The sequence below is a fragment of the uncultured Ruegeria sp. genome (assembly GCF_947497005.1).
In the GTDB taxonomy this organism is placed as follows: domain Bacteria; phylum Pseudomonadota; class Alphaproteobacteria; order Rhodobacterales; family Rhodobacteraceae; genus Ruegeria.
This window is the reverse complement of the sequence record NZ_CANMFF010000044.1, coordinates 1-8,019: the sequence shown is the minus strand read 5'-3', so window position 1 is coordinate 8,019 and position 8,019 is coordinate 1. Positions and strand designations below refer to the sequence as shown.

6 protein-coding genes are annotated in these 8,019 nt (G+C 56.3%); 1 reads left to right on the top strand and 5 read right to left on the bottom strand.

What is annotated here, in order from left to right:
• Positions 1-85: 85 nt before the first annotated feature.
• From Q0816_RS25665 to Q0816_RS25645, 5 genes are all read right to left on the bottom strand, one after another.
• The gene (locus tag Q0816_RS25665; protein WP_298856104.1) at positions 86-2,617 is read right to left on the bottom strand and encodes a phosphoenolpyruvate carboxylase; all 2,532 of its coding nucleotides are present in this window, start codon (positions 2,615-2,617) and stop codon (positions 86-88) included.
• A 98-nt stretch (positions 2,618-2,715) separates the two neighbouring features.
• Positions 2,716-3,687, bottom strand: a complete 972-nt coding sequence (locus Q0816_RS25660) for a D-glycerate dehydrogenase (protein ID WP_298856102.1) — start codon at positions 3,685-3,687, stop codon at positions 2,716-2,718.
• The gene (gene sucD / locus Q0816_RS25655; RefSeq protein WP_298856100.1) at positions 3,687-4,577 is read right to left on the bottom strand and encodes a succinate--CoA ligase subunit alpha; all 891 of its coding nucleotides are present in this window, start codon (positions 4,575-4,577) and stop codon (positions 3,687-3,689) included. The genes Q0816_RS25660 and sucD overlap by 1 nt, the downstream gene beginning before the upstream one ends.
• Positions 4,577-5,773 (bottom strand): malate--CoA ligase subunit beta, encoded by a 1,197-nt coding sequence (locus Q0816_RS25650; RefSeq protein WP_298856097.1) that lies wholly within the window; start codon positions 5,771-5,773, stop codon positions 4,577-4,579. Before Q0816_RS25650 ends, sucD begins: the two co-directional genes overlap by 1 nt.
• A 28-nt stretch (positions 5,774-5,801) precedes the next feature.
• Positions 5,802-7,043: an aminotransferase gene (locus Q0816_RS25645; RefSeq protein WP_298856095.1), complete on the bottom strand. Its 1,242-nt coding sequence runs from the start codon at positions 7,041-7,043 to the stop codon at positions 5,802-5,804.
• A gap of 217 nt (positions 7,044-7,260) precedes the next feature.
• Between Q0816_RS25645 and Q0816_RS25640 the strand changes: the two genes are divergently transcribed.
• Positions 7,261-7,890, top strand: coding sequence for a response regulator transcription factor (locus Q0816_RS25640; protein ID WP_298856093.1), 630 nt, complete (start codon positions 7,261-7,263; stop codon positions 7,888-7,890).
• The last annotated feature ends 129 nt before the right edge of the window (positions 7,891-8,019 follow it).

Sequence of the window (8,019 nt, the reverse complement as noted above, 5' to 3'; positions counted from 1 at the left end):
CTCGGGATCACGGTCCGACAAAGACTGGGTGAAAAATCCGTCTGAACGGTGTGGGGCATTCACGGGTCAAATCTCCTGAAATTGGTTAGCCGGTCCAGCCAAGGCCAGCGGAAATAGCGTTCATGGATTGCAGGAGCGGTACAGGGACTGATCCTGCCTGCGATTTGTTTCGGGCTTGTTGCAGCAGTTCGACCTGCAATGCGTGAATACGGGCCAGTTCCGCCCGTTTGCGATCAAACCGTTCGCACAGCCGGGGAAAACGGTGACCGATGGTCTGACCGCCAGTCAGAAACTGCACAGCGCTGCAAGCGTTATCGAATTCTGTTTTGATCGCCTGAGAGATGTTCTGGCGGATATACTCATCGCGCACCAGTTCGCTGTATTGCGTGGCGATGCCCATATCAGCCTGATAGAGCGATTTCTCCATCTCATCGACGGAGAGGCGGAACAGTCGAGATTTCTGAAACATTTCTTGCAAAACTTCGTCACCGCGAGAACCTCGGAATTTGCGAAAGCTGGCCATGGCTGCACCAAACCCGTACCAACCGGTAATCAGGTGGCGGTTCTGCGACCACGCAAAAACCCATGGAATAGCCCGCAGATCATCGAGACTAGCGGCGCCGAACCGACGGGTCGGACGGGAGCCGATTTTCAGGCGAGCAAGTTCCTCGACGGGGCTGGCCTGCTGGAAGTAGTCCAGAAATCCGGGCATCTGCAGAAGCGATACATAGGCTGTTTGCGACAGTTCCGATAGGGCATCCAGCGCATCGTCAAATTCGGGCCGGGACGGGGTTTCGCTGGGGTTAGCCGTATGTCGCAGCGTGCTGGAGAGAAGCAATTCCAGATGCGCCGCAGCAGTGCCGCGGTTGGCATATTTGGTCGAAACAACCTCGCCCTGTTCAGTTACGCGCAAGCGACCGGCGATTGTTCCGCTGGGTTGCGCGGCGATGGCGCGCCCGGTAGGTGCTCCGCCCCGGCTGACGGAGCCGCCGCGCCCATGAAAAAACGTAGCCTTGAAACTTTTCGAGCCCAGTGCCGTGACAATCCTGCGTTGCGCGCGCTCCAATTCCCAAGTTGAACAGAAATAGCCGCCATCCTTGCCGCTATCTGAGTAACCCAGCATCACCTCGATCACGTTACCGTCGGTTTTAAGGCTGCGGCGGGAAAGCGGAACATCAAGAACGTCCAGCAGTATCGCTGGGGCATTGCGCAGGTCGGCAATCGTCTCGAACAGTGGGACCACTGATATATCCAGAGTTTCGGACCCAAACCCTGCGTATCGGGCCAGAAGATAGACACCGAGAATGTCGTCGGCGGAACGGGTCATTGACAAGATGAATGGTCCGATTGCCTTGGGGTCCGGCCCCGATCGCACGCTATAAACAAGTGTCAGGAGGGCAAGGAGCTCTTGCGCCTTATCACTAAGCGCTTCGCGATTTTGATGGGGCAGGTTCTGATCTGCCAATTCGGCCCGCAAACGGGCAGACCATTCAGGCGTACCATATTCCAGCGCCTGCCCAGATTGCGACCAAATTTCGGCCAAAACATCGGTTGTGACGGTGGAATTCTGGCGTATGTCCAGCGTTGCGGTGCGGAACCCAAATACTGTCGAGGCCCGGCGCAGCGGGCGGATATGTCTTCGCGCCAGAATATCGGCTTTGACCGCGCATAGAGCGGCATCAAGCGCGTTAAGATCGTTCACGAATTGCGAAATGTGGCTATAGCCGTCATTTGTCAGCCGATGGCGTATAGCGACCAAAGCTTTCCGGAACGGTTCGTTCTGATTGCGGCCAGTGTCCGGAGCCCGGTCGACAATTTCTTGTACACGTGTCCTGTGTGGCTCGGGCAGCGGCAATATGAGCACACTGATACTCAGCCTGCTTGCGGCTTGTTCAAGGACTTGACCGTAAAGGTCAAGAACCGTTTCGCGTCCACGTTGCAAGGCCAGCGCGGTCATATCTGTCGTGACATTCGGATTGCCGTCCCGGTCGCCTCCAATCCAGCTGTGAAAGCGAATATCGGGTGTTTCGCTCAAGGTCTTTCCCAGCGTATGCAGGCAGGCTTGGTCGAACCGATCCATGACTTGCGGAACAGCGTCAAAGATTGCGTCCCGGAAGAATTGCAAACCCCACTCGATCTCATCGTGCAGGCTTGGGCGCGTCAGGCGAAGTTCACCCGTCAGCCACAGTAGATCGATCTCACCTTCCAGGCCCTTCAGAAATTCGGCGCGCTCGGTCGGGGTCCAGCGTTGCGTTTCAAGACTGACAAGGTTGCGATAAATCCGCCGGTGAATTTCCAGTACAGTAACCCGTTTGGCCTCGGTTGGATGCGCGGTCAGGGTGGGGCCGGCACAAAGATCAGCGGTCAGTTTTTCCATTTGGCTGTCTGTCAGGGACAGGTCGGACAACACCTCGGAAAACCCGCCTTCGACCGCTTCGGGGCCGCTATTGGTCTCGGTCAGGCGACGATCTCTGACTTCGGCGTTTTCGTCGATGATGCGCAACAGTTGGAACCAGATCGACAGGGCCTGCAAATACGGAGTCGCCTCGGGCCCGGTGGGAATAGGCTGCAGCGGCGAAGACTCGGCCCATGTCGCTACATGCGGCGCCCGTTTCATCAAAATGTTCCGCCACAACGCTCGCAATTCCGAGCGCAATTCTTCAGCATAAGTTGAACGGTTCAGGGGGGACTGAATATTTTGGGCCAGAGCTTGCATCAGATCACCTGATCCCGCGGGGTGCGGCCAGCAAAAAAGTCGCTAAGGTTGTCGAGAACGCGAAAACCCATCGCTTCGCGGGATTCTCGCGTGGCACTGCCGAGGTGTGGCAGCATCACAAGGTTGTCGCATTGCAGCAGGTCGGGGCTGATGCGCGGTTCGCCGTCAAAGACATCCAGTGCGGCTCCGCCGATTACATCGAACATCAGTGCCTGAATCAGGGCAAACTCGTCGACCACCTCACCACGCGCGGTGTTGATCAGAAATGCGCCAGGTTTCATCAAGTCCAGACGACGTGCGTTGATCAGATGCCGGTTGGTTGCACCGCCCGGGCAATGCAGCGAAACAAAATCACATCGCGGAAGCAAATCGTCCACTGATTCAACCTGTGTTGCGTTGCACAGTTTCAGAACATCCGGTGAAACACGGCTACGGTTTTGAACCACGATTTTCATGCCAAACCCGTGATGCGCGCGTCGTGCCATTTCCTGGCCGATCCGGCCAAAGCCGATGATACCCAGCGTCTTGCCGCTAACTTTGGTTCCGATAAGATGGGTCGGACGCCAACCAGACCAGTTTCCTGCGCGCAGCTCTCGTTCTCCTTCACCAGCGCGACGGGCAACCATCAGCAGCAATGTCATGGCCAGATCGGCCGTACACTCGGACAGGACATCCGGCGTATTGGTCACGGTCATCCCAAGATTGCGCGCCGATGGCTCGCAGATATGGCTGTATCCAACCCCATAGTTGGCGAGGATTTTGGTTTGGGCCGCGGAGACATCCAGCGCCTCGGCGCTGAGCGTGTCGGTAACCGTGGGCAGAACCGCGTCATAGCGTTTCAACGCATCGCGGATCTCGGCCGGGGACATAGGCTTGTCCCCGGTATTGAGTACCGCGTTATAGTTCTCGGCTAACTGCGCTTCGACCGCAGCAGGCCAACGACGAGTGACAAGAACCGAAGGCTTAACCATCACGCAGCCTTTCCCATAACGCGCGCAATGGTTTCACCGATTACGGCGGGGTTTTCAGCAACTGTCACTCCGGCGGCGGACAGAATTTCGACTTTTTCCGAGGCACTTTCACCAAAGGCCGAGATAATCGCGCCTGCGTGGCCCATGGTCCGCCCTTTTGGCGCAGTCAGACCGGCAACATAGGCAATTACGGGTTTCGAGATGTGATCGCGGATGTATTCTGCCGCTTCAGCCTCTTGTGGTCCGCCGATCTCGCCGATCATCGCGATAACCTCGGTGTCCTCATCCCATTCAAAACACTCGAGAATGTCTCGGAACGAGGACCCGTTGATCGGATCACCACCGATACCGACGCTGGTCGACACACCGATGCCGCGCTCTTTCAGCTGTGCTGCAGCCTCATAGCCAAGCGTTCCCGAGCGCCCGATGATGCCGACATTGCCGGGCAGGTAGATATGACCGGGCATGATCCCCAACAGCGCCTTACCGGGGCTGATCGTTCCGGCACAGTTGGGTCCGGTCAGCACCATGCGTTTATCCTTGGGATAGCGGTACATGTAGCGCTTGACCCGGATCATGTCCTGCGCCGGGATGCCATCAGTGATACACACGCAATAGCGAATACCTGCATCTGCGGCCTCCATGATTGAATCGGCGGCAAAGGGCGGGGGCACGAACACAAGGCTTGCATCTGCGCCGGTGGCCTCGACAGCCTGTTTCACAGTGTCAAAAACGGGCACACCTTCTACAGTTTCGCCACCTTTGCCGGGAACGACACCACCGACAACATTGGTGCCGTACGCCAGCATATCTTTGGTATGAAAACGTGCCATGCGTCCGGTGATGCCCTGAACGATTACGCGGGTGTCGCGGTCGAGAAGAATGCTCATTATACAGCCCTCACCTTGGTGTTTTGGGACAGATCGTTCTGCCATGCGCCCACCGCCCGTTCAGCGGCTTCCATTAGCGTTGTGGCACGGATGATAGGCAGGCCAGACTGGGCCAGAATCTTCTGACCTTCTTCGACATTCGTCCCGGCAAGACGCACGATAACGGGGATGTCGATCTCCAACTCACGCAATGCCTGTACGACGCCTTCTGCAACCCAGTCGCAGCGGTTAATACCAGCAAAGATATTGACCAATACCGCCTGAACGTTTTTGTCAGACAGAACCAGTCGAAAGGCCTTGGCGACACGTTCCGGCGAGGCACCACCGCCAATGTCGAGGAAGTTCGCAGGCTCGCCGCCAGCCATTTTGATGGTGTCCATCGTGGCCATAGCCAGCCCGGCACCGTTGACGATGCAGCCGATGTTTCCGTCCAAGCCGACATAAGACAGGCCTCGGTCCGCCGCGCGGCTTTCGCGTGGGTCTTCCTGGCTTTTGTCGCGCAGTTCGGAAATCTGGGGGTGTCGGAACAATGCGTTGTCGTCAAAGCTCATCTTCGCATCCAGTGCCAGCACCCGGTCGTCGCCAGTGATAACCAGTGGATTGATTTCAACCATCGTGGCGTCCAGATCGTTAAAGGCGGCATAGCAACCCTGCAACGTCCGTACCATTTGCTGAACTAGACGAGCCTCAACGCCTAGATTGAAGGCTATCTCGCGTGCCTGAAACTCCTGCAGCCCGACGGCGGGTTCCACGATTGAGCGCACGATGCTGTCAGGGCGTTCGGCGGAAATCTCTTCAATCTCCATTCCACCTTCCGAGGAGGCTACGATCATGACTCGCTGGCTGGAGCGGTCCAGAACAAAACCCAGATAGATCTCGCGATCAATCGGCACAGCGGACTCGACATAGACACGATAGATGCCCTTGCCTTCCGGTCCGGTCTGGTGGGTCACCAGCTTGCGGCCGAACATCTCGTCACAAGCCTCGTGGATCTCGTGTTCGCTGTTACACAGTTTGACGCCGCCCGCTTTGCCGCGGCCACCCGCATGGACCTGCGCCTTGACAATCCACTTGTCTCCGCCCAGTTCGCGGGCGCGATAGGCCGCCTGTTCCGGGCTGTAGGCCAAGGCGCCGGAAGGTATTGCGACACCGAAATTTGAAAGAACCTCTTTCGCCTGATACTCATGAATGTCCATCTGCCTTCCTCCCGTTTATGCAGTGCGTTCAAGCAGCGATCGACGTGCCGTAACGGCTTTCGAGCAATGCCTCGATCTCTTCGAAATCGACGTTACCGCCCAGTTCGTGCATGGCTTCAGCAAACAGACGAATAATCTGGCTGATAGCCTGGCGATTGAGTTGATTGAGGATGCCGATGCGTATCTGCACCGGTGCACTAAGCGTCGGCCAGATGCCGAACCCGCGCGCCCGGCAATTCTGCACCAGTTCCATCTCGCGACCGGCCAGCTCCGGCGGCAGGTTGAGAACCAAAAGACTGGGCATATCCGAAGTCACTTCGCATCCCATTGCGGATACGGCGTCATGCAGCACCTTTTCATGGGTGCGATACGAGGCTGACCGCTTGGGCAACCCTTCCGTTAGCGTCAGGCGCAAGGATTCATGGAAGGCAGCAACTGCGTACCCGGAATGAGTCCTGTGATACGTACCGCGTTCAACATCCTGTCCATCGACGATACCCCAATGACGGGCCTCGAATATGGGATTGTGGACATAGCTGTAGGCGCCCGTTGATTTTAGGCTGTCGATGTAACCTTTGGAAAAGCTGACCGGTGCGTATGTCAATGGCAAACAGCACAGGCCCTTTTGCGGGCAAGAGGCCCAGCCAGCGATCCCCGAATAGTCATCGATCCGGAAATCTTCGACACCTAAAGACGAAACGGCATCAATCAGACCCATTGCACCGTGACGATCGCACGCATCCGAGAAGCCACGCAGATCATTGATACGACCTGAACCCGTTTCCCAATGCGCCATGAAGGCCCATTTGGGTTTGTGCTCTGCCAAAGCAGCCTCGACCATTTCGCCTGTCACCGACTGACCATGCGGCACGTCGATGACAGTGACACTTGCAGCCTGTGGGTCCAAAGGATTGGCTGCATGCTCTTCCGGCGTTGCTGCTTTGATGCGTAGGGTCAGTGTGTCGATGCCCGAAAATGTGCCGTTGTTGAATGCAACAACCTTGTCGCCGGGCCTGACGGCCGAAAACATGGTATCCAGCGCGCTCCAACCGGTGCCCGCGACCGCGAAAGTATATGTGTTCGAAGTGCCCCAGATCTCGCGCAGCATATGCTTGCATTCGACCATCCCGCGCAAAACGTCGCCCTGCATGTGATCCGCAACCCCGGCACTGGAAAAGGCTTGGAGAACTCGGGCGTCGGTATTGCCTGGCCCCGGGCCCGCAGCCAGTGTCTCGGGGATTTCGAGCGAGGGATAAATCTGGAAAGTCATTCGATCCTCCTTGATCGTCGGGGTGGTCAATCACGCCCAAATATCGCGTTGTGGATCAGGAAAGCGTTGCTTGCATCATCGCGCAACGTAAATTACTACTGCTTCGGGACGTCTAATAGGATTAAAGAAATACTACCCGTATTAGTGGAAATACCGAGGTATACCAAGATCGAACCTATACTAACGGGTAGTTTTGGAAATTTTGGAAGGAAAATCAATGACAGAGCCTTCACAGCAACCGATTAACGTCATGCTTGCCGACAACAATCCGCTGGTGTTGTCGGCCATGTCTGAGATTTTTGAGCGTGATCCACGATTCTCTCTGGTGGCGACATCAGCAACCGCCGAAGGGTTCTTGGGCGCAGTTATGAGGGTTCCGGTTAAGGTCTGCGTGATCGCCTGGAATTTGCCGGTCTTGGGCGCCGCCAAATTGATCGAGGTTCTGCGTGAACAGGAAAACGCGCCCCGTTTCGTCGTTTATGGAGACGATGCCGGAGATGTTCCGCGCCTTGCTATGCAGGCAGGAGCGGCGGGGTTCGCCTCCCGGTCAGGTGAGGTCGATGTTTTGCTGGAGACCTGCTCAGATGTTGCCCGAGGCAAGATGGTTTTTCCGTTCATCGATGTTCGGAAAATGCAGCAGGATCCAATTCACAGCTTGTCCCGTAAAGAGCGCGTCATCCTTGAAGCGCTGGCCAAGGGCCTATCCAACCGCGAACTTTCGAAGGACCTGCAAATCTCGACGAATACCGTCAAATTCCACCTGAGCAACATCTATGAAAAGCTCTCGGTTAAAAACAGGACGCAAGCGATTGCATTCTACTATTCTTCTGGCGCAGCCTCAGATTAACTGATTTGCGCCTATGGCCGAGCATGTACTAGCGATCGCGCAATACCGGCAGGTAATCTAATTTATGTCAAATAACCTGCCGGATCCGCTGATACGAGCAGCACGTTGTTTTAATCTGAATGATGTACC